Below are 20,409 nucleotides of genomic sequence, written 5' to 3'. Positions count from 1 at the left end.
ATTAACATGCGTGACCATTCCCACGGGTGCACATTTCTTACGCAAGGACGGCCCCCGGTCATGAGGTAAAGCTGATAGCGGGAGACGAGACCGCGAAGGTGTCCGTGGAGGCTCCCGTCCCCGCGGTGAAGGCCACCAGGACCTTGTTCGGCAGGGTCACCGCGACGTCCAGCACCTGGGTGCTGTCGATCAGCACCACGAGGTGGCTCGCCGTGGTGACGGTGACGTCGACCTGATGCGTGGCCCCTTGCAGGGCGGGGATCGCCGTCGTTCTGCCCAGCGTGGTGAACGTGCTGGTGCCGCTGGTCGCGGTGGCGACCCCGACCACCGGCGCGGAGCTGGACCCGAAGTTGGAGAAGACGCACAGCCCGGTGACGATGGCATTGAGCCCGGACGCGCCCAGTCCGCTGCCGTTGTTGCCGAGGGCACTCGTCGCGTTGGTCGAGGCGTCCAGCAGTGAGAAGGTCAGGCCGTCACCGAGCGTGGCGCTCGTCCCGCTGATCTGCTCAGTGAACACCGCGTGCAGGCCCAGCGGCGACACTGCCATGCTGTTGACGATCGAGCCCTTGGCCGACTTCATCCCGTCCGTGGTCAACGAGACCACCCCGGCGTTGTTCGCGGCCACCCCGTTCAGGTGCCAGGACGCATCGGTGAAGCCGGGCAGGTTCCCGCCTGCCGACGCCGGCTGGCCCGTGCCGGAGAGCGAGACGGTCACCGTCCCGCTGGTGGTGGCGACGGCGAAGGTGCTGTTCTGCGCCCCGGTCAGGGTGGGCGCGAAGGTGACCGGGACGGTGATCGTGCCGCCGACGGGCACGGTCGTGCCGACGGTGGGAAGCGTGGCGCCGAACGGCGCGCTGGGCGACGTGACGGCCGTGACGGTCTCGGCAGCGGTGCCGTTGTTGGCCAGGGCCACGGACTGGTTGGCGGTGCTGCCCAGGGTCGCCGAGCCGAAGGCCACAGCGGTCGGAGTCGGCGTGAGCGGCTGCGGGCCGGTCTTGGCGGCGGGCGGGGTGATCGTGATCCCGCTGACCGCGTGGACGTCGGTGCTCGCACCGGTCGATCCGGTGAAGCCGACGTAGGCGTTGGTCGGAATCACTCCGATGGCAGGGACGTAGTCGAGCAGTTGCCCCCCGTCGACGGACACCTTGACGTGCCCACCGGCGACGGAGACCGTGACCGGGTGGGTGCCCGTACGCAGCGAGGTGGGGACGGCGGCCCAGGCGAGGTACGTCAGGTTGTCCTTCCCACTGCCGGGGCCTGCCGCGATGCCGACGAAGTTGCCCATCCCCGTCTGTCCGCTCCACGTGGAGGACAGGACGACGGCAAGACCTGGCAGCCCGGAGAAGCCCAGCCCACCGCCGTTGACGCCGACGCCGTTGGCGCTGCTCTTGGTCGAGTCGACCAGGGCGTAGGTCATGCCGTCGCCGCCGGTGCCGCCGTTCTGCTGCGCGGTGAACGAGGCGGTCAGGCCGTCGGTGGCAACCGCGGTGCCGTAGAAGGCGGATCCGGCCTGGCCGGCCGTGGCCGCGGTGAGCTGGATAGCCCCGGCGGTCTGCGTGGCCGACCCGTTGGCCTGCCAGCCGGTCGGCGGGGCCGGCAGCGTGGTCAGCCCGGTACCGGTCAGCTGCACGTACAGGGCGCCCTGGCCGGTGTTTCCGGTGATCTCGTAGCTGTCCGAGGCTGCTCCGGCCGTCGAGGGCGTGAAGACGATCGGGACGGACACGGACTGGTCCGGGCCGAGCACGGTGCCCTCCGCCACGGCGTTGGGGCTGCTGAAGACGCCGACGGGGGCCTTTGCCTTGTTCAGAGTCACCGGGATGTTGCCGTCATTGGTGATGGTGAAGCTGAGTTGCGGCGAGGCGGTACCCACGGGAACGGATCCGAAGGCGAGGGTGGACGGAGTGACGGTCAGATGGCCCTGTCCGGTGACTGCCGAGCCGCTCAGCGGCACCGTGACGGTGCCCGAGGTGGAGGTGACGGTCAGTGTGTCAGTGGCGGAGCCCGCGGTGGTCGGGCTGTAGGTCACGGACTCGATGAAGGAGCCACCGGGCGCGATCACCGTACCCGCGGCGGGCGCACCGGTGACGCTGAACGGCGCTGCAGGTGTGGTGGTGGCGGTGACGGTCTCGTTGGTGGTGCCGGTGTTGGTGAACTGGACGCTGGACGAGTTGGGCACCCCGGTCGGCTGGTCGGTGAAGGTCACCGAGGAGGGCGCGGCGGACAGGCCGGGTTTGACCCCCGTGCCGGTGACGGAGAAGCCGACCGTGCCGACGTCGGTGACGATGTTGACGATGCCGCTGGCGGTGCCCGCCGTGGTCGGTGAGAACGTGACGGGGATCGACAGAGTGTCCCCGGCCGCCATGGCGTGCGGCAGCGTCGGCACGGTGGCCGCGAACGGCGCGGCCGAAGTGACGCCAGTGACGTTCAGCGCCTTGGTGGCGGTCACGGTCATGGTCCCGCTGCCGCTCGCGCCCACGTTCACGTTGCCGATGGCGACCGGCGAACTGGTGAGGGCGGAGGTGGCGGGCCGGCCGAAGGCCAGCAGGTGGCCGTCCCGGGTGCCGATGTAGACCCGGCCGTTGTTGGTTGCGGGGGTGACGAACTTGGGCGCGATACCGATCGGCCCCGACCACAGCAGGGTCAGCGAACCGTCCGGGTTGGGAGTGCCGTTGTACGCGAGCAGCGTGCCGCCGTTGCCGTACATGTCCGCCGCGCGCTCCACCCAGACGACCGCGCTGCCGGCGGAGGTACCGGTGGAGGTGACTACGGGCGAGCCCTCGGTGAGGTAGCCGAAGTTGATGGCGCCCTGCCCGACGAGGGCGAGCGCGGGGTTCCCGGAGCCGTCGGCGCCCAGCTTGAACGCCTGCAGCGGGCCGCCGTTGCTGGAGTAGTAGACGTAGCCACCGCCACCGCCCCAGAACGCGGGATGACAGTAGCAGCCGTGGTACGGGCCGAGGGTCTGCACGACCGCGTCGGTGCCGCTGGCGCCCTGGGAGTGGCCGCCGAGGTTGTCCCGGTTGAGCAGGAAGATCCGTCCGTCCTTGCCCTCGGTCACGGCGAGGTGCGACACCAGCGAAGTGCCGTAAGCGTCCGGCAGCGCCATCACGCCGCCGGAGCCCAGGTCGCGGTCGTTCTGGTCGAGGAAGGCCGCGTCGGAGGGGCTGAAGAAGTCGGTCGTGGACAGCGATCCGTTGGCGTTGACGCGCAGGCTGATCACCGACTCCGACATGGTGGCGGGCGGGCTGGAACCGGGCCCGACGGGCGGGGCGACACCATTGCCTGTGACGAACATGATGTGGCCGGAGCTGTCTCCGACCAGGCCGCCACCGCTGTTCCAGATGCCGCCTCCGTTGTTGGTCGAACCGGTCTCGGAGGCCCAAAGGGCGGTCTGGACACCGGCGGTGGAGACGCCCGCGACATAGCCGCGGAAGTTGCCGTGGTCGCATACCGAGCCGAATCCGGCGTAGACGACTCCGTTCTGCAGCAGCAGGCCGGGCCGCTGGCCCTCGTCCACCGGGTTGAAGACCAGGGAGGGGTCGTTGGAGGGCGACCCGCCGATGGTTACCGGGAAACCAGCCCTCTCCGCGCCGGTCGCCGGGTCCACCGCGTGCATCTGCCAGGTCGGCGCCTCGTGGTACTGACCGCCGTCCACCTTGGAGGTCATGTACACATAGCCGGAGGCCGGGTCGTAGACGGGGGTGGAGGTGATCCCGATGTAGGGCGAGAGGTCGGCGCAGGACCAGGTCGCGCCGGGCTTGGTGACGCCGGATGCGGGCCACGGGGCGCCGTAGGTGTTCGTCCACTTGATCGCGCCGGTCGCCGGGTCGAGGCCGTAGACGTGGTTGGTCTCGGTCGCGACGACCACCGTGTTGCCGACTACGACGGGCTGCGCATAGACCTGCCCGTCGACCGCGGTTGAGAACTGCTGGCCGAAGTCCGAAGAGCTGACCTGTGCGGGTGCCAGCCCCGGCTCGTTCTGGTCCCACCCGGTGCGGTACGTGTCCTGGGAGACCGTCGTCACGTCCGCGTGAGCGGGTTGTATCGACGCGACGAGCATCGCGAGCATGGCGAGCACGGTGCAGAACACCACGGTTATCGGACGTCTGGCGGCTGTGGACATGCTTGGTAGACCCCCTGGATCGGCCTGGGTTCAGGGATGTGCGGAGTAGGTGATGCCCAGCCAAGGCGTGATCCGGCGGTGCTGGGGCCGGCCGGACGAACCGTCAGTTCCGTGACCTCGTGACCTCGTGTCCCTGAGCATGGCGCGGCTGATCGCCTGCCATCGTGCGTCAACGGTGAGAGCTCATCTCCGTGATGGAGACCACCGCGGCGAAGTGATTGTCGTCCAGGCTTCCCCGGCCCGCAGTCTGCGAGCGCACACGTATCGCCATGCCCTACCCCCAAGCCCCGCCCGGCCATGCCGAGCACCCCCGTAGGCCCACCGCGCCTGTCACACAGAACAGCCGCACCCTGCCGGGTTCACATGAAGAGAGGAAATCATCCCCACTCTCTTCACATAAGCCAATCGCGCAGTTTTTACCTGCATGTCATCATTCGTAAATGTCCGACGGGTTACCCCCGGTCCGGAGCCAATAACTTGCCAGGACACAGGTTTACGATAGGCAAGTACTCGAACAGGACAGCGAGTTGGTTGGCTGACCGCAGCAGCGGCCGGGGCGACAGGTCGGTTCCGTACGGGGAGAGCTTCGAACCGAACCAGCCGTCGACGACGGTCCGCGTCCACTCCGCGCCCGTACAGTTCGGCAGCCGCAGCCAGCCCGGCCGCGTGCTCCCGCACGAGCAGCTCCACTCGGAACGGTTCCAGCAGCATCGCGGCCATCCCCGCGGAATCCAGGCCCACTCCCACATCCAGGGCCGCTGGGAGCATCGTTTCGGTGAGCTGCATCTTTCAGTTGCGCGACAAATCGCAGCGCTGAGGTCATGCTGGCCTTGCCGCACCGCAGCACGGCGTGATCCGGCGCCGTACCGGCCCTGGCCTTGGGAGACAAGCACGTGGCCCATCACGTTCCGCTGGACGTCGACGACGTGATTGAGGGCGTGGTCGATCACCTGCTGCAAGTCAGTTACGACGAGCGCACGGTGCTTCGGCTGACGTCCACGGGGGACGGTGGGGAGAGCGTCACCGCGGTCGGCAAGGCGCTCTTCGGGGTCAAGCCGGGAGAGAGCCTGCGCTTGTGCGGTTCGTGGGCCCACCATCCGTGCTACGGACGACAGTTCAGAGCCGAGCGCTGTGAGCGTACGGTGCCGGCCGACGAGCGGGCGATCCGCCTAGCTGGCTGGGCGAGCGTGGGGCAAGGGCGCGTTTGAGATGTGTCGCTGGCCCGGATGACCTCCCGCGAAAGCCGGGGAGTGCGGCTCACATCTGGACGACGACCTTGCCCTTGGCGCGGCCCTGCTCGAGGTAGGCGAAGCCCTCGGCGATCTGCTCGAACGGGAAGACTCGGTCGGTCACCGCCTTCAGCGTGCCCTTGTCGACCAAGCCGGCCAGCAGGTTGAGGTCCTCTCCGCTGGGATGCATGAACATGTACCGGTAGCCGACTCCCCTTTGCCGGGCCTGGCGGCGGATCCTGGCGCTCGCTACCCGCAGCGCGGCGGCCACCACCGGGCCCGCGTCCAGGTCCACGCGAGCGTTGGCCGGCACGGGAACTCCTCCGATGGAGACCGTTTTGGCTCCCCGCTTGAGGATGGCGAAGCTGTCCGGCAGGTCCTGCCCGCCGGTCAGGTCGAACGCACCGTCGTAATCGCTCAAGACGTCTTTGAACTTCTGCTTCTGGTAGTTGATGACCGTCGTGGCCCCGAGAGACCGCACCAGTTCCTCGCCGCGGGGTGACGCGGTGGTAGCCACCTCCGCCCCCATCCAGACAGCCAGCTGGATGGCGAGGGTGCCGACGCCCCCGGCTCCGCCGGAAATGAACACCCGGTCGCCCGTAGCGACGCCCAGCTCGTCGCGCAGCGCCTGCAGTGCGGTCAACCCGGCCAGCGGCAGCCCGGCCGCATCGGCGAAGTCCAGCGACTCCGGCATCTTCGCCACCATGGTCTCGTGAACGACAGCGTAGGCGGCATAGGCGCCCAGCTTCTTCTTGTCCACCCTGGCGAACACCCGGTCTCCGACCGCGAAACGGGTGACGCCGGCGCCGACCCCCTCGACCACACCGGACAGCTCACTGCCCGCCACCTGGGGCAGGTCGAGGCGGTTCACCAACCGCATCTTGCCTTCACGAATCTTGTAGTCAATCGGGTTCAGCCCCGCAGCCCGTACCCGGATGAGTACCTCGCCGTCGCGTGCCACCGGCTCAGGGACATCCCGCACTTCCATCGCGCCCGCGTCCCCGTATCGGGTCATCACGTATGCCTGCATGTCAGGTTCCTACCTTCACCGTCGATGTTTGATATGGGTAAAAACATTCATAATTCAGACAACGCGTGTCGCGGGTTGTCGTCCGCTGTGAATCCGCTTCGCGGAATCGTCCGAGAGTCGCTGCCCGCTACTGCCGGGGCTTGTGCGACGGAGTGCCCGCCCTCTGTGATGTCACCCCGGAAACAGCGTGGACGGCGGCGCGGACCCGGTCGGCGACCGCCTCCTGGGTCGAGGCGTCGAGTTTGCCGTCGAGGTACAGGAATGCAAGGCCGTGAACCAGGGCCCAGACCGCGGTGGACAGTGCCTCGACATCGGTGCCGGTGTCCGGGAAGGCGCGCCGGACGAGGGCGTCGACGTACGCGGAGACGGCGGCGGTCGCGGCAACCCGTCCGTCGTCACCTGGGTCGCAGGGCTCCGAGAACATCACTCGGAACAGGGCCGGGTGCGCGAGTGCGAACTGCACGTAGGCCACGGCGACGGTGGCGAGGTCGGCGGGCGTCAGGGGTGCGGGGTGAGCCTCGGCCAGGCGCCCGGCAAGCTCGCGGTACCCCTCCGCCGCGACCGCGGAGACCAGCGTCTCGCGGCTGGCGAAATGACGATACGGAGCCGTGGGCGAGACCCCGGCGCGCCGGGCCACGGCGCGCAGCGAAAGCCCGGCGCCGCCGTCCTGCTCCAGTAGCTCCCGTGCTGCCCGCAGGCACGCGACGCGGAGATCGCCGTGGTGGTACGGGCCGCTCGACTTCGACATGAGACACCTTGCAAAAGATGACGCCGCTTACATCGCTCATCCGATGTTAGCCACGACAGACTCGCACCCCGGTACCACCCGCCGGCCCCGATGACGGGCTGCGGACGGCCATGGAGGAGTAAAAAACAAGCTGTCGGCGGCGAACACCGGGAGGTGCTGCGGCCGCGACCTGCGGCGGAAACATCCTGGTCAGCGACCTCCATTAGCCTAAACGAGGGACCGCGATGGACACATCGCACCGGCACCTGGCAGGCGGCACTCAATTGCTACACTGGTGAGGAGGATCGCGGTGGCATCGAATCGCAGCAGTTCAACGAGGTGCACAGCCGCCTCGCCGTCGAAGTCCCAGAGCTTCCGCCCGCGAATTCACCGCCCGATTCGGGTTCGGATGTACGCGCAGAAAAGCGGATTCGGGCTGGTCGTAACGCACAGTCTCGTCCTTCGCCATCACCGGTCCCGCTGCCGCCGCCGGCCCATTTCCCCGCCTGTTCAGCCGGGTGCGGGGGCGGGGTCGAACAGGAAAGGAAGGTCTGTCATGGATTATGAGACGTTCATCGACACCGTGTCCCAGCGCGCCGGTGTCCCCCGCGAGAAGGGGAAGGACCTGACCCGCGCGACCTTGGAAACCCTGGCAGAACGGCTGACCAAGGGTGAGGTCGAGGATCTCGCATCCGAGCTGCCCAAGCCGCTGAAGCGGCACCTCATCTCACCGACTCCGGAAGCCCGACGATTCGGGCTCGAAGAGTTCATCAACAGGGTGAGCGCACGCGCCGACGTCAGCCCGGAGGAAGCACGGAAAGGCCTGCAGGCGGAGCTGACCACCCTCCGGGACGCTGTCAGCAGCGGTGAGTTCCGGGATGTCATGTCGCAACTGCCGCAGGAGATCAGGGAACTCGCCGGGTCCTCGTCCTGACCTGGCCAACCCGCGCTCGCCGCGCTCGCCCAGGCGTCGGCTCACCCATGATCAATGCGACCACCACTCCGGGGGACGAATCTCGACCTCGCCGGGCCGCTGCAGAAGTGGGCCGAACAGCTGCGCAAGCGGTAGCCCCGGCGAGCACCATGCTGCGACCGGCTGGCACACGCGTACGATCCCGGTCATGGCCGACACCCAGGACGCTCCCGCCTTCCCTCTGCCATGACCCGGGTACACGCCGACCCGTTCTGGACCGCGCACACCGGCACGCAGCGCCTGGCGGCGGAGATGGCCTTGAAGCAAGCCGCGGGCGCACCCACTCGGCTTCACCGAGTGGGTGCGCCCGCGCCCACTGAGCAGCACCGTGGATTGAGCCGTCACACGGTCTCCGGCGATGGGCCGGTCACCGGCGTGGCGGCAGCCATGATCTTGTCGATCTCGGCCAGGTCCGTCTCGCTGAGCGAGATGTCCGCGGCAGCGAGACTTTCGTCGACATGGCGGGTTTGCCGGGCGCCGACGATGGCCACGTGCACGGCCGGGTTCGCCAGTGTCCATGCGATGGCCAACTGGCTGACCGTGATCCCCCGGCCCTCGGCGAATTCCTCCAACTCGCGGACGACGGCGAGGTTGCGGCGGAACGTCTCACCGCGGAAAAGGGGGCTCTTGCTGCGCCAGTCGCCGGGCGGGAACGTGGTGTCCTCGGTGAGCGCTCCGGTCAGAAGGCCGTGCGCGAGTGGCCCGTAGACCAGCACGCCGATGTTGTGCCGGCGCGTGTACGGGAGGATGTCCTCCTCGATCTCGCGGCGGAACAGGTGGTACGGCGGCTGAAGTGTCTCCACCGGCAGGGTCTTGGAGAACTCCTCCATCTGCTCGACGTCGAAGTTGGACACACCGACATGGCGGATCTTGCCCGCCTCGACCAGTTCCCGCAACGCACCCGCGGTCTCGGCCATGGGGACCTTCGGGTCCGGCCAGTGCACCTGGTACAGGTCGATGTAGTCGACTCCCAGCGCCCGCAGGCTGGAGTCCACGCCGCTGCGCAGCCATTCGGGGCTGGCATCTCGTGCGACCCCTGAGTCGGTCTTGCGCAGCCCGCCCTTGGTGGCGATCACCAGCGCCTCCCGGTGCCTGTCGAGCTCCTCGCGCAGGGCCTGACCGAGCAGCCGCTCCGCCTTGCCGAAACCATAGGCCTGCGCCGTGTCGAAGAGGTTGACCTCCCGCTCACGTGCCCGGCGGATCGCCGCGACGGCCTGCTGTTCGTCGAAGGTGCCCCAATCCCCGCCAAGCTGCCAGGTACCGAAGGCGATGCGGGAGACTCGCAGGCCGGTCATGCCCAAAGTGGTGGTCCGCATGTGCCTCAATCCTTTCGTTGGCCATTTCAGACGTGCTTCTCTTCCGGCCGCAAGGGGGAGCCTACGACCGATCAGAGGATGAGCGCGCCGAGGGCGATCGGCGAACGGGCCGCCTCCCGGCCTCGATCCCGCACGACGAATCGGGCGCATAGGCACCCTGCTACGGCAGAAGCTTCTGCAAGTCCTTGGGTAGCACAGACCTGATGTCCCGCCATTCCCCCTCGGTGACATGGCCTTTGAGTATCTCGAGGGTGGTGCGGACCAGCTTCTCCACGCCGTCTTCGAGTGGCTGCGGGAATTCCGACCGCACCCGGGAGAGGAACTCGTCCCTGCCCATCTTCACGGGAACTCGGCTCGGGTCCCAGCCGTCGTAGTAGATCCCACGCACGAGCATGGGTAGCTGTGCGCCGAAATGAGCGGCTTCCTCGACCGTGAGGCGGTCACGGAGGGCGTGCAGAGTGGTGCGCAGGGCGCCGTAGGACAAGTTGCGCCGTTCCTTGGGCCAACCAAAGGCATCTTCGATCTCGTGGAGAATCCTGTTGGTCTTGTCCACGGTGGTGCTGAAGGATGAGAAGCCGGTTTCAACCATCGGATCACTCCTTTCCAGGCTCACACAGCAAAAGGGATAGGTCTCCGGCAATTCGCCCCGTTCCCGTTCCCAGTCGGCCCCACGCTCACGGCTCGACGGCCCGCGTCTCAATCAATGTGGATGACAGCGTCGAACTGATCCGCCACTCGCGCACCGACGTAGTGGTTCCGCCGTCCGGTCTGGGCCGGTAGATGACGCCGATCGCCCGCTCCAGGCGCACCGAGCGCGACGCCTCCGCAGCCTGGGGAGCGAGACCGAACGAGACACCAGGTATTTTTCGCCCAGTCGCTCGGGGCTTCGCTGTGTTGGTTCGGCTACTACTTTACGCAGCGGTGGTGCTTCGCATCCCAGTGGTAGTGGTGGCTGCAGCGTGGCTTCTTGCGAACGTTCCGAAGATGCTCATGGCCGACCTTCCTCTGGTGGGACGCCACCGAATGCGCGCCCCTACGGCTTCAGTTTGCGGCGTCGGCGCCACGGTCGCACGCTGGAAGGACAAACCCCGCCCACCGGCGACGCGAAGCAGGCACTGGAAGAAGACTCATAGGGGGGCGCTGCGAGACTTCGAACTTTTTGCGGCGCCGCACCTCGGCTACCGCCGCTTCGAGGTCCACCTCGGGCACCACCTCGCCCGCCGGCGGAAACTTCAAGCCAGCAATGAGCTTGGCGCCGACCGACCGCATCGCCGCGTCCGCTCGGAGCCTGGCGCGGACGCCCGCCTGGCATCCGGCCCAGCTCATCGAAGGCAGGTCGCCGTGAATGTGACAGACGTCGTCCGGAGGGCACTCGCAGGGAACCTCGCGGGCCGTGGCCGGTAACCCCCCGCGAGGGTCCGGCCAGGAGCACCTCGTCACGCCGTTCCGCCGAATGACGGCTCGCAGCCGGGAAGAGGAGTTCCGGGTGTCCACACCCCTGGAACTTCTCTTCGACCTCTGTTTCGTCGTGGCGGTGGCCCAGGCTGGTAACCGCCTGGTGAACGCCGAGGCGGAGGGGCACCCGGGCTACGGGCTGACCAGCTATGCGTTCGTCTTCTTCGTCATCTGGTGGGCCTGGGTGAACTTCACCTGGTTCGCCTCCGCCTACGACACCGACGACGTCGCCTACCGGCTCGCGACGCTCGTACAGATGTCCGGGGTGCTGGTCCTCGCGGCCGGGGTCCCCAGGGCATTCGACCACCACGACTTCACCGTCGCTGTCGTCGGCTACCTCATCATGCGCGCGGCGCTCACCCTTCAGTGGCTGAGGGTAGCCCGCAGCGAGACGGGACCCGTCCGCCAGACCGCCGTGCGCTACGCCACCGGACTCGCCCTCGTCCAACTGGGCTGGCTGATAATGGTGTTGCTTCCCCGATCGGTCTGGACCTGGGGCTTCGTGACCCTGGCCATCTGCGAAGTCTCCGTCCCGGTGATCGCCGAGCGGCACCAGGCGACATCCTGGCACCCGCACCACATCGCGGAACGTTACGGGCTGTTCACCATGATCATCCTGGGTGAGACCATCTCGGCCTCCACCGTCGCCGTGCAGGTGGCACTCGACGAGAAGAACGTGTTGTTCGACCTTCTGCCCATCGCGGGCGGCGGCCTCCTGCTGGTCTTCGCCGCCTACTGGATCTACTTCGACGTACCCATCCACGAGCACCTGGCCCAGGACGAGACCCCACCCTTCGCGTGGGGGTACGGCCACTACTTCGTCTTCGCCTCCGGCGCCGCCGTGGGCGCGGGCCTGGAGGTCGCCGTGTACAAGGTCATCGGCAAGACGCACATCTCGCAGCTCGCGGCGGCCGCCGCCGTGACGGTGCCGATCGCCGTGTTCCTGGTCGCGACCTGGGCGGTGCACGCCCGGCACGACAAGCGCGAGACCGCTCAGTGGATGGTGCTCCCGGTCTCCGCCGTACTCGTGCTGGCGTGCACCTTCGCCGGACACTGGGCGGTTCTGCTGTCCGGGCTGGTCAGCGTAGCCATGATCGCCAGCGCCGTCATCCTGGCGGCACGAGCGGCGGCCGCCTCCCCACCAGGCCCGGCGTGAGCACTCCAGGAGGCGACCTCGCAAGAGCGCGGAAGAGGGGGCGGGAGCGTGCCGGTGACCGGCGCCGAAGGGGCGCGCGCAGCGCAGCCGCCCGTAAGCCGGGATGACCGTCTTCCCGGCCAGTGGCGCGGCGGGCAAGCTAGGGAAGGCATTGACCGGCACCGTGACCACGACGATGTCACCGGCCGCCGCGGCCTCCCCGCGGACGCCCGCGGCCCCAGTTCCGCGGCAGTGTCCGCGAGCGTTTCCGGACCGCGCGAGTTGCTGAGCACGACCTGGTGCCCGGCCTCGACGGCGAGCCGCGCGACGGTACTGCCGATGTTGCCGCTTCCGATGAATCCCACAGTCGTCATATTCCGTCCCTCCAGAAGAGCCGTACCCTTGTCATTTGCCGGACTCGTTGCGATTCGGGTTCCTGCCGTCAGTTGGCCGAGAAGTAATGGCCGTTGTCCAAATCGGCGAGCAGGCTGGGCTGAGCGGGTTCCCAGCCGAGGGTCCGGCGGGTGATGAGGTTGGACGCCGGGTAGTTCTGCGTGACTATGTTCGCGAGGAACCCGAAGTATCCCGGCACCATCAGTACGTCCGCGGGAACGCTCACGGCGGGCAGGCCCAGACGGCTGCCAATGGCCTCGGCGATCTCGCGGAGCGGGATGGCCCCGTCCCCAACCGCGTGCCAATATTTGCCAGCCGGCCCCTTCTCCAGCGCCAAGCGGAACAAGGAGGCGACATCGCGGACGTGCACGGCGTTCCACACGTTCGCGCCGTCTCCGGGGTAGCCGACGAAGCCCTTCTCCTTCGCGAGCGCGATCAGCTGCACGAGGAAGCCGGCACGATCGGTCGTGCTGTGCGCGATGTTGGCAATCCGCACGACCGAAGACCGCACTCCCCGCTCGGCGAGGCCGACTACGGCGGTTTCCACGACGTTACGAACCCGCAGGGTGCCCCTGTACTCATCGCCACCGGGAAGGGCCGGGTCCTCCTCGGTGGCCGGCCGGCCCAGGTTCCCGGGCGAGCCAATGCTCCCTGCCGCGACCAGCGGCTTTCCTGTTTCCGCGAGTGCCTCGCCGTACGCGAGCATGATCGGGAGCTCCGCGGCGGCCACGGCGTCGATCCCGCCGGACGGAAGCAGGTCTTGCCTGTGCGCGACGTGGATGACGCCGTCGGAATCCGCGGCCGCCTCCTTGAGCCCGTCGAGATCCTCGAGGTCGCCGCGACGCACCTTCGCGCCGAGCGCGGACACCGCCGCCGCAGCCGTGTCCGACCGGGCCAGGCCGGTGACCTCGTGCCCGGCGGCGATGAGCTCGGGGATGATGTACGAACCGGAATGGCCGGTCCCGCCTGTGACGAAAACGCGCACGCTACTGCTCCTTGTGAATGATGTGGCGCGAAAATTGATGGTGCGGGTGCGCTCAGCTGAGAATGCTGACGCCGAGGGAGAAGTTGGTGTGCCTGACGGAGTTGGCGACGAGGCCCAGCTCCAGCAGGCCGGCGTTCTCCAGTGTCCGCGCCATTGGCAGCTGCCCGGTGTCCATCGGGCGCAGTCTTAGGCTCTCGATGAACGCTGACACGCGTGCCTTTGCCTGTGGGTCGTCGCCGGCGATGAACACGTCCAATGGGCGGCCCTCGGCTGGGCCGGCGGCCAGCACATTGGAGAACAGGGTGTTGAACGCCTTGACGACATGCGCGCCGGCGGGGGCGGCCTTGGCGATCTCCTGTGCGCCGGAACTGCCGTCGGGGGTGACAAGGCCCTTGAAATCGGGGGTGACGGGGTTGGTGATGTCGATGATGATCTTGCCGCGTAGTGCGTCCCCGTACTCGCTAACCACCGCTGCGGCGCGCCACCTACCTCGGCTCCCGGTTCAAGCGGATCGCTGCCCGGCGCGGCAAGAAACGTGCCCTGGTCGCCGTCGGCCACTCCATCCTCGTCTCCACCTGGCACATGATCAGCAACGACGTCGAATACCAGGACCTCGGCCCCGACTACTTCCTCGAACGCCTCGGCACCGACGGCAAGGCACGCAAGACCCGCCGTCTCGTCGGCCAGCTCAACCAGCTCGGCTATCAAGTCGCCCTCCAATCCGTCGACGCGGCTTGACCTGCAGGAACGGTTGATTTTCGTATCAGTCTGGATGGGCGAGACAGGAGTAGACCCGGTATGGCCAGCACCACCAACTCTGAGCAGGACCCGGCACCGCGCCCGAAGCGGCGGTCGTTCTCCGCGGAGTACAAGCTGCGGATCGTCGCGGAGTACGACGCGGCCCCGAACGGGGAGAAGGGCGCGATCCTGCGCCGTGAGCGGCTGTACCACTCGCACATCATCGAGTGGCGGGAGGCCCGGGACGCGGGCGCGATGGCGGCAGGACACCTGCCCCGGCAACCGCCCGCGGCCCAGCAAGCTGGACCCGTACAAGCCCTACCTGGAACAACGGTTCACCGCGGGCTGCACCAGCGCCACCCAGCTACACAGGGAACTGCTCGCCCAGCACGCTCCCGTCACCTACCCCATGGTCCGCGCCCACATCGCCACCCTGCGCACCGTCCCCTCCAGTACCCCGCCCCGACCACCGACAGTGCGGCAGGTGACCGGTTGGCTCACCCGCCACCCCGCAGCCCTGAGCGAAGAAGACCGCGCCGGCCTGAAAGAAGTCCAGGCCCGCTGCCCGGAACTGGACACGGCCGCCGGGCACATCCGCGACTTCTGCGAAATACTCAGCGGACGCCTCGGAGCCAAGCTCCCTGCCTGGATAGATGCCCTAGAAGCCAGCCAGCTACCCGGCCTGACCGGCTTCGCCCTCCACATGCTCCGAGACCTCGACGCCGTGACCGCCGGCCTCACCCTGGAGTGGAGCTCCGGCAGCGTTGAAGGAGCCGTGAACCGCATCAAGAAGATCAAGAGGCAGCTCTACGGGCGCGCCGGCTTCGACTTGCTTCGGAAGATGATCCTGCTTCAGTAACACGGCGACGCCTTCGGCGACCGGTCTACCGTTGAGCCGTGACATGGGAAGAAGCCGAGTATCTCGACTACCTGCAGTCCGAGCGGCATGGCTACGCATGGGTAATGCAGCATCACGGCGGCCTGTCGCCGCAGGAGGCCAGAGAAGCCGCATTGGCGCGATACCCATACGAGCCGGCTGATGCGCCATACCGCGGACTGATCTTTCACGACGAAGCTTGGCACTGGGCGATGCTGGCGATCCACGGCGATCGATACACAGCAGAGCACCCCGAGCTGGTAGATCCGTCACCTGACTACCGAGCCCTTGAATAGTCGAACAGCGAGCGGATTCGAACGGCGCGTCGCGCTCCGCGACCGCTCCCCAAGATCTGTGCCAGAACCGACAATTGACTCCAGTGGTAGGTCAGTTCTGACTTCGCTCAGTGCGATCAGGAGCAAGATCTGAAGGTGACAAGTGACTCCATCGTGAGGTCTGCAGACGCTGTCTGAGGTTGGCACCACGGGCGAGGGTGCCCCGACACACCGCAGCGGCTCCGGGTCGGTCCCAGGGGTGGGCCCTGGGACCGACCCCCAGGAGTGCCTGGTGGTCTAGCGTTCCCGGCGCTCGGTGCCGGCGGGAGCGGTGAGGATGGCCAGGCCCAGGGCGAGGACGGCCAGGCCGCACCAGGAGGCGGCTGGCAGGCGTTCACCGAGGACGGTGACGCCCAGGAGCGCTGCGACAGCGGGTTCGGCCAGGGTCAGCGTCGTGGCCACCGATGCGGGGGTGTGGCGCAGTCCGCGTCCGAAGAGCCGATAGGCCAGGTAGACGGTGAACAGGGCGAGGTGCAGGGCCACCGCCATGCCACGGGTGGTGGCGAGCCAGTGCGTGCTGGTGGACAGCACGAGCGGCAGGACCAGCAGCCCTGCGGCGCCGAACATCAAGCCCATCACCGCATTGGACGGGTGTCCGCTCGTGATGAGCTTGCCGCCGATCAGCGAGTAGGCGGCGTAGGACAGTCCGGCGCAGGCGGCGAGCGCGATGCCCGTCAGGTCCATGGGCGTGGCGTGTCCGGTGAGCTCGGGGCCCAGCACCAGCAGGGTGCAGCCCAGCACGGCGGCTGCGGTGGCGCCGGTCCAGCGTGCGGTCGGCCGGGCCCCGCCGGTGGTCCAGGACAGCAGTCCGGTGAAGACCGGCGCGCTGCCCAGCGCGGTCACGGTGGCCACGGCCACGCCGCTGCGGGCCACGGCCGGGTAGAAGGTGACAGGATATCCGGCCACCGCCAGCGCACCCAGAACGAGCAGCCACCGCTCGGAGCGTGTGCAGGCGGCGGGCAGGGCGCTGGCGTCGCGGGAGGTGAGGAACAGCAGAACGCCGCCGAGGGCGAGACCGGCACAGCCGACGGCCGCTGCCGGTGCACCGGCAGGGGCCAGGGAGCCGGCGGTCCCGGTTGTGCCCCACAGCACGGCCGCGGTGAGGATGGGCACGGGGCCGCCCATGAGGCCAGCGCGGGAGAGTTGCGGGCGGGCGGGAGCCAGGGAGGAAGTGTGGTTCGGCACAGTCGTGGATCTTCCGTCGTCGAATGCCTCAGGGGACTGGGTTCGAAACGGGCGTACGACATGAGACCCCTGACCGCCCTGCGGGCCGGCCGGGGTCCGGGGTCAAACCGTCAGTGTCTGCGCCCGGTCAGGCGCAGAGCGGCGGCAGAACGACGTGCCAGTAGGTGTTCACCCAGCGATCGTACCTGGCGGAATACGACGGCCGAGCTCCTGGACCGGACGGGTCACCGGCGGCTGTGACCGGGGGCGAGCAGGCGGTGACCTCGGCGATGGCCTCTGGGGGCGGATTGAAGCAGCGGCGGACATTCACCGGCTTCTTGTGCCTCGACCACGCCCCGCGCCGTGGGTGCGGGGGCAGGGTTCAACGCCGAAGCTGTGCTGGACGTCAAAACGCTGCCGATGAGGAGAATCCTGTGGGTGCAGTACGTCTGGGGGCGGCCGGCTGGTGTCGACCGCCGGGAGCCGTCTGATGGGCAGTCGGGGAGGGGTTACGGGCGGCGTCCCCACGCGGAGATCATCGGGGCGGTGGCCAGGTCGAGCCGTCCGGTGGCGACGTTCGCCAGGTGACGGTCGATCTCCTCGTCGGTGGCAAGCCCTTCCCCTACCAGATGGTGGCGGATCTGCCGCACCGTCGCGTCTTCGAGCACGGCACATGCCGGCGAGGTGATCGGGAAGTACGCGTCGGCCTGCACATCGTCCAGACCGGCTTCGCGTAGCACTCTGGGCAGGGTCCGGCCGTACGTGAGGTCCGCGCCGCGCGCCGCCATCAGGGTGCGGAAGCCGGACCGCAACCGGTTGGCGAGCCGCTGTTCGGGACCTGACTCGTCCGGGCACAGCAGCGGCTGCAACGTGGGGTCGGCGTCCTCCAGGAGCAGCCAGCCGCCGGGCCGCAGCGCCTGGACCATCCGGCGCAGTGCCTCGGTGCGGTCGGTGACGTGCACCAGGACCAGCCGGGCGTGCACGAGGTCGAAGCCGCCGGGCGGTGGCGGGTCGGCCGCCACGTCGTGGGACAGCACCTCGATCACGCCGCCGGCGATGTCCCGGGTCCAGGACACGTCGATGTCGGTGGCGATCACCGTACCTTTCGGGGCGACTCGTTCGGCCAGCCCGAGGGGTACGGAGGGACCGCCGGCGCCGACCTCCCAGCACCGCATGCCGGCACCGATCCCGAGCCGGTCGACGTGCCGGAACGTCACCGGGTCGAACAGCTCGGCGAGGGCACCGAAACGGATACCCGCCTCCGACTGCCGGTTGTCCAGCAGGTAGCCGCGGTCGGTGTCGTGCTCAGCCATGCGGCGATTCTGGCAGACGGCCGCAGGGCGGGCTCGATCCGGCCACCGGGCGTTGTCAACTTGTCGGGCTCGCGGGTTGGTTGAGGTGTGTGAGTCGTGGTGGGGCCGGGTGACTGGCCCTGGTTCAGGCCGTGGGGGGCAGGGTGGTGACGCCGGTGATGCGGTCCCAGATGGCGAAGCGGAGGGTCATCTCGGCCCGGTACTCGGATGCGGCCATCAGATGACGTCGGGGCCGGAAATGGGGCGAGATCTGACTGAATGCGGCGAGGAACTTCTGGGCTGACCGGGGTGAGCGGAAGTACTTCATCGCGCGTTCGCGCTGGCGGGTGGGCTGATGCGAGTTCTCCGCCCGGTTGTTCAGTCCCTTGTGTGACCGGTGTTCCACCGAGCCCATCAGTTCCCGGTGAGCCGGCCCGTAGGAGCGGCACTTGTCGGTGACCAGCACCCGGGGTACCCGGCGCTGCTTCTTCATGAGCTTGGCCATGAACCGCTTCGCGGCCTTCGCGTCCCGCCGGGACTGGACCAGGATGTCCAGCACGTTGCCGTCCTGGTCCACCGCGCGCCACAGGTACTGCCGCACCCCGTTGACCTTGATGAACACCTCATCGAGGTGCCATTTATCGCCGGCCTGCGGCCGGCGGCGGCGCAGTGCGGCCGCGTACTGCGGGCCGAACCTCTCGCACCACTGCCGGATGGTCTCGTGGGAGACGATGACCCCGCGGGCGAGCAGCAGCTCCTCGACCTCGCGGAAGGACAGCGGGAAGCGGTGGTACAGCCACACCGCATGGGAGATGATCTCCGCCGGGAACCGGAACCCCCTGTACGACGGCGACCCCGACTCCACCACAACCCCTCCCCGGGAAGATCAGCAAACCCGGCGATCATCCCAGGCCCGAGACGCCCTACTCAACTTGACGACGCCCGTCATCCTGCTGTTCGGCGACGCCGTCGAGGCGCTCCCCCAACTCCCCGCCGGCAGCGCCGACTGTGTCGTCACCTCACCGCCGTACTACCGACCCTGCGGCTACGGCCACGACGACCAAGACGTTGTGAACGAGCAAGGGTCTGTATGACCGGTCAGCCCGCCCCCGGCCCGGAAAGGTGTTGCCGGGACGCCCGAAGCCGATCTGGGCGGCAGGGTCGTCGGCCTCCTCTGTCGGTTTCCAAGATCGAGACCGTACCGCTGAGTCCCCAGCAGGAGAGACGAGCGATTGCCGCGTTGAGCTTTCTGCTGGCGGACTGGTGGGAGAAACGACGTGGGTCGACCAGCGGCGGGAGTGCCAGTGGCGACCGGTAGCGGACGGCTTGACACCCGCCCCGCTTCGAGCGTCCATCGTTGACACGGCGACGGGGATTCTGCTCGCCGAGGTTGCTGTGCCCGCAGGAGGTCCACGATGTACCCCATTTGTTCCAGGATCCCGAGGGCGTCTGCCCGCGCCGCAGCGTGGTCGCCGTCCCCATGGGGTTCCCCCACCCGCGAGCGTGGACTGGGAGTACGTTGATGGCCCGACGCACCCGGGCCGTTAGGCCGCAAGATCAGACCACGGAACGGACGCTGCGGGTTGCGATGTACATCCGCATCTCCACCGACGAGGAGCACCAGCCCTTCAGCCTGGAGGCGCAGGAGACAAAACTCCGCGCCTACATCGCCTCCCAACCCGGCTGGGAACTGGCGGGCACGCCCTATCGAGATGAGGCATCCGGGGCGACAACAGAACGGCCCGGCCTGCAGCGAGCTCTGACCGCAGCACAAGCCAAGCGCTTCGATGTGCTCCTCGTCTACCGGGTCGACCGACTGTCCCGGTCACTGCGCGGCCTCGTAGACATCCTGGACCAGCTGGACGAGTCAGGGACTGCCTTCCGGTCGGCCACAGAACCCTTCGACACCTCGACGCCGGTCGGCCGGATGCTGGTGCAGATGCTCGGCGTCTTCGCCCAGTTCGAGCGAGAGACCATTATCGACCGCGTCATCAACGGCATGGAACGAAAGGCCGCACGCGGCCAATGGTGCGGCGGCTACCGGCCCTACGGCTACGAACTGGACTCCGCCACCAGCATGCTCACCCCGGTGGACCGTGAGGCACCACTCATCCCGGTCATCTTCGACCTGTACGTCAACGCCCGCATGGGGACGCGAGCTCTGGCCAAGGAACTCAACGAGCGCGGACACCGAACCAAGAACGGCAAGTGCTGGAGCGGCGCCAGCGTCATGGTAGTCCTGCGCAACCGCTCCTACCTCGGCGAGGTCTACTTCCGCGGCACCTGGCACCGGGCCGACGACCCGCACCCCACCCTCATCCACCCGGAGATCTTCGAACAAGCACAACAAATCATCGCCTCCCGCGGCGACGACTACTCCCGCAGAGCCTCCAACAGCAGCGCCTACCTGCTCGCCGGACGGGTCACCTGCAACCGCTGCGGGAAGCGGTACGTGGGGACATCGGCGACAGGGAACAAATACCGGTACCGGTACTACACCTGCTTCTCCCTCGGGCGCTACGGCAAGGGCCGCTGCGCCGCCGACCGCCTCCCCGCCGAACAGCTCGAACAGGCCGTCCTGGAGGCGCTGCTCGACACCTACGCGGACGCCGACATGATCGCCCAAGCCGTCGCCGCCAC

Annotated in this window: 17 protein-coding genes and 2 pseudogenes; 8 read left to right on the top strand and 11 right to left on the bottom strand. The window is 68.1% G+C overall.

Going from position 1 to position 20,409, the window contains the following annotated elements; genetic code table 11:
• Positions 1–58: 58 nt before the first annotated feature.
• Entirely contained in the window at positions 59–4,120 is a 4,062-nt protein-coding gene (locus FCI23_RS00900) for a beta strand repeat-containing protein (RefSeq protein WP_136721472.1), read from the bottom strand.
• Positions 4,121–5,013: 893 nt separating this feature from the next.
• Between FCI23_RS00900 and FCI23_RS00895 the strand changes: the two genes are divergently transcribed.
• Positions 5,014–5,328, top strand: coding sequence for a YrrC family ATP-dependent DNA helicase (locus tag FCI23_RS00895; protein WP_136721471.1), 315 nt, complete (start codon positions 5,014–5,016; stop codon positions 5,326–5,328).
• Between the two features lie 49 nt (positions 5,329–5,377).
• Here FCI23_RS00895 and FCI23_RS00890 read toward each other — a convergent pair whose 3' ends face one another.
• Both FCI23_RS00890 and FCI23_RS00885 read right to left on the bottom strand, forming a co-directional pair.
• A complete protein-coding gene (locus tag FCI23_RS00890) occupies positions 5,378–6,379 on the bottom strand; it encodes an NADP-dependent oxidoreductase (protein ID WP_136721470.1) in 1,002 nt (333 codons plus the stop codon).
• 127 nt (positions 6,380–6,506) lie between these two features.
• Positions 6,507–7,127, bottom strand: coding sequence for a TetR/AcrR family transcriptional regulator (locus FCI23_RS00885; protein WP_136721469.1), 621 nt, complete (start codon positions 7,125–7,127; stop codon positions 6,507–6,509).
• 535 nt (positions 7,128–7,662) lie between these two features.
• Here FCI23_RS00885 and FCI23_RS00880 point away from each other — a divergent pair.
• Positions 7,663–8,040 carry a DUF2267 domain-containing protein gene (locus tag FCI23_RS00880; protein WP_136721468.1) on the top strand — a complete coding sequence of 126 codons (378 nt, stop codon included), beginning with the start codon at positions 7,663–7,665 and terminating at the stop codon, positions 8,038–8,040.
• Between the two features lie 380 nt (positions 8,041–8,420).
• Here the strand turns inward: FCI23_RS00880 and FCI23_RS00875 are convergent, their stop codons facing one another.
• Both FCI23_RS00875 and FCI23_RS00870 read right to left on the bottom strand, forming a co-directional pair.
• Positions 8,421–9,395, bottom strand: a complete 975-nt coding sequence (locus FCI23_RS00875; protein ID WP_136721467.1) for an aldo/keto reductase — start codon at positions 9,393–9,395, stop codon at positions 8,421–8,423.
• Between the two features lie 160 nt (positions 9,396–9,555).
• Positions 9,556–9,984 (bottom strand): DUF2267 domain-containing protein, encoded by a 429-nt coding sequence (locus FCI23_RS00870; protein WP_136721700.1) that lies wholly within the window; start codon positions 9,982–9,984, stop codon positions 9,556–9,558.
• Positions 9,985–10,848: 864 nt separating this feature from the next.
• Between FCI23_RS00870 and FCI23_RS00860 the strand changes: the two genes are divergently transcribed.
• A complete protein-coding gene (locus FCI23_RS00860; RefSeq protein ID WP_136721466.1) occupies positions 10,849–12,006 on the top strand; it encodes a low temperature requirement protein A in 1,158 nt (385 codons plus the stop codon).
• Positions 12,007–12,108: 102 nt separating this feature from the next.
• Here FCI23_RS00860 and FCI23_RS00855 read toward each other — a convergent pair.
• From FCI23_RS00855 to FCI23_RS00845, 3 genes and pseudogenes are all read right to left on the bottom strand, one after another.
• A pseudogene (locus FCI23_RS00855) lies at positions 12,109–12,359 on the bottom strand (NAD(P)-binding domain-containing protein); the annotation flags it as partial.
• Between the two features lie 68 nt (positions 12,360–12,427).
• Positions 12,428–13,363 (bottom strand): SDR family oxidoreductase, encoded by a 936-nt coding sequence (locus FCI23_RS00850; protein WP_136721465.1) that lies wholly within the window; start codon positions 13,361–13,363, stop codon positions 12,428–12,430.
• Positions 13,364–13,415: 52 nt separating this feature from the next.
• The gene (locus FCI23_RS00845; protein WP_211265166.1) at positions 13,416–13,832 is read right to left on the bottom strand and encodes an NADPH-dependent F420 reductase; all 417 of its coding nucleotides are present in this window, start codon (positions 13,830–13,832) and stop codon (positions 13,416–13,418) included.
• A gap of 113 nt (positions 13,833–13,945) precedes the next feature.
• Here FCI23_RS00845 and FCI23_RS58110 point away from each other — a divergent pair, with 113 nt between their 5' ends.
• The 3 genes from FCI23_RS58110 to FCI23_RS00830 all read left to right on the top strand — a co-directional run bounded on the left by FCI23_RS58110 (position 13,946) and on the right by FCI23_RS00830 (position 15,274).
• Positions 13,946–14,101 (top strand): hypothetical protein, encoded by a 156-nt coding sequence (locus tag FCI23_RS58110; RefSeq protein ID WP_211265165.1) that lies wholly within the window; start codon positions 13,946–13,948, stop codon positions 14,099–14,101.
• Positions 14,102–14,297: 196 nt separating this feature from the next.
• Positions 14,298–14,960, top strand: coding sequence for a transposase (locus FCI23_RS00835; RefSeq protein ID WP_246143193.1), 663 nt, complete (start codon positions 14,298–14,300; stop codon positions 14,958–14,960).
• Positions 14,961–14,998: 38 nt separating this feature from the next.
• Entirely contained in the window at positions 14,999–15,274 is a 276-nt protein-coding gene (locus FCI23_RS00830) for a hypothetical protein (RefSeq protein ID WP_136721464.1), read from the top strand.
• A gap of 276 nt (positions 15,275–15,550) precedes the next feature.
• Here FCI23_RS00830 and FCI23_RS00825 read toward each other — a convergent pair whose 3' ends face one another.
• From FCI23_RS00825 to FCI23_RS00815, 3 genes are all read right to left on the bottom strand, one after another.
• Complete coding sequence (locus FCI23_RS00825; RefSeq protein ID WP_211265164.1) at positions 15,551–16,498, bottom strand: DMT family transporter; 948 nt, start codon at positions 16,496–16,498, stop codon at positions 15,551–15,553.
• A 488-nt stretch (positions 16,499–16,986) separates the two neighbouring features.
• The gene (locus FCI23_RS00820) at positions 16,987–17,790 is read right to left on the bottom strand and encodes a class I SAM-dependent methyltransferase (protein WP_136721463.1); all 804 of its coding nucleotides are present in this window, start codon (positions 17,788–17,790) and stop codon (positions 16,987–16,989) included.
• A 124-nt stretch (positions 17,791–17,914) separates the two neighbouring features.
• Positions 17,915–18,637: an IS6 family transposase gene (locus FCI23_RS00815; RefSeq protein WP_246143192.1), complete on the bottom strand. Its 723-nt coding sequence runs from the start codon at positions 18,635–18,637 to the stop codon at positions 17,915–17,917.
• A gap of 64 nt (positions 18,638–18,701) precedes the next feature.
• Between FCI23_RS00815 and FCI23_RS00810 the strand changes: the two genes are divergently transcribed.
• Entirely contained in the window at positions 18,702–18,863 is a 162-nt protein-coding gene (locus tag FCI23_RS00810; protein ID WP_136721461.1) for a site-specific DNA-methyltransferase, read from the top strand.
• 386 nt (positions 18,864–19,249) lie between these two features.
• Positions 19,250–20,299 (top strand): annotated as a pseudogene (locus tag FCI23_RS63520) (recombinase family protein); the annotation flags it as partial.
• Positions 20,300–20,409 lie beyond the last annotated feature (110 nt).

Source organism: Actinacidiphila oryziradicis, assembly GCF_005047355.1.
In the GTDB taxonomy this organism is placed as follows: Bacteria; Actinomycetota; Actinomycetes; order Streptomycetales; family Streptomycetaceae; genus Actinacidiphila; species Actinacidiphila oryziradicis.
Note: the sequence above shows the minus strand (reverse complement) of the source record. Positions and strands in the feature narration are given on the sequence as shown.